A 1,282-nucleotide genomic window follows, 5' to 3' on the forward strand; every position below is an offset into this window, starting at 1 on the left:
TGCGTTGGCGCAGGTCAGTTGAGTGCGAGGGCGGCCAGGGGGCGTTCGTAGGGGCGGAGGGCTGTGGTGCGGAGTCCGGCGGCGATGTTGGTGTGGCCGGCGGTGCGGAGCTGGTTGATGGCGAAGTTGCGCAGGGTGGCCATGTTCTCCGGGCTGTGCCCGGTGCGGATCTTGGAGGCGTCTTCGCGGAAGGCGGTGTCCCGGACGAAGTGGAGCCTGTTTTCGATCACCCAGTGTGCCCTCAAGATCTTCGCGATCCGCTCCGGAGACGCCTGGCGGCTGGTCAGGTCAGTGATCACGTAGACGGTCTCGCGGCTCTGCTTGCCGGTCTTGGTGTCGGTGTGGTGGCGTACGACCTTGGCGACCTGGGCGGCATGCGGGAAGTCGACCCCGAGGTCGGTGACGGTCAGGGCCTGCACCACACGGGTCTCCTTGCGGCCGTGGCCGGTGGTGCGGTCGTAGAACTTCGCCGTCGCCTTCTCCCAGGGCAGGGTGCGCAGCTGTCCGTGGAGGTTCTTCTGGTTGCGTTTCACGGTGAAGACGTAGTGGGCCTTCTTGACGTCGATGAGGAAGCGAGCATGGTCGCGCTGGGTGTGCAGTGCGTCGCCGGTCACGATGACTCCTCGCAGGTCATAGGGGTCCAGGAGGGCGGTGAAGCAGGTAATTTCGTTCGTCTTCTCGGGGACCCTGAGCTGGGTGACGGTCATGCCGGTGCCGGTCATCGCGGCCAGCAGATGGGCAGCCGGGATGGCGCCGAGGCGCGAGCCGCGGGCGCTCTTGCCGTCGATTGCGAGGGTGTCGGTGCCGGCCGGGTCGTGGCCGAGGAGGTCGGCCAGGCCGCCGGGGCAGGTGTCCTTGATGACCCGGCGGATCGTCGCACCACTGGGCGGGACCCGCACGGCCAGGGCGGTCGCGGTACGGGCACCGAGCCGGGCCAGGACATCTTGGGGTGCCTCGGCCGCCCACTCATCGATCGCCACGAAGCTCCTCGCGCCGCACATCACGGCGGAGCAGGCGATCAGCAGCACCGCCACGAAGGGGTGACGCTTCCCCCGCCGGCACCGCGGATCGGCCAGCGTGGCCAGCCGATCGGCCAGCCCACCGGTCGAACGGTGCTGACGGGTGGGCGACTTGACCAGACAGACGGTGGCAGACTGACGGCACATCGAAGCTCCGTTGGGCACAGGCGACTTGGCAAGGTCACCTCCACAACGGAGCTTCGTTGCGTCCGGTCGCGCGCCCTCCCGGCATCGTCACACCGCCGTGACCTGCACACTCACGC

The 1,282-nt window shown here is 68.5% G+C and carries 1 protein-coding gene; it reads right to left on the bottom strand.

Annotated elements, in window-relative coordinates; genetic code table 11:
- Positions 1 to 14: 14 nt before the first annotated feature.
- Positions 15 to 1,166, bottom strand: coding sequence for an ISAs1 family transposase (locus tag ACLHRZ_RS42475; protein ID WP_490423996.1), 1,152 nt, complete (start codon positions 1,164 to 1,166; stop codon positions 15 to 17).
- Positions 1,167 to 1,282: the final 116 nt, after the last annotated feature.

It is taken from the genome of Streptomyces sp. AM25, assembly GCF_058146165.1.

Excerpts from the sequence above, each read along its gene's own strand:
- ACLHRZ_RS42475 (WP_490423996.1), bottom strand. The coding sequence starts at position 1,166 with ATGTGCCGTCAGTCTGCCACCGTCTGTCTGGTCAAGTCGCCCACCCGT.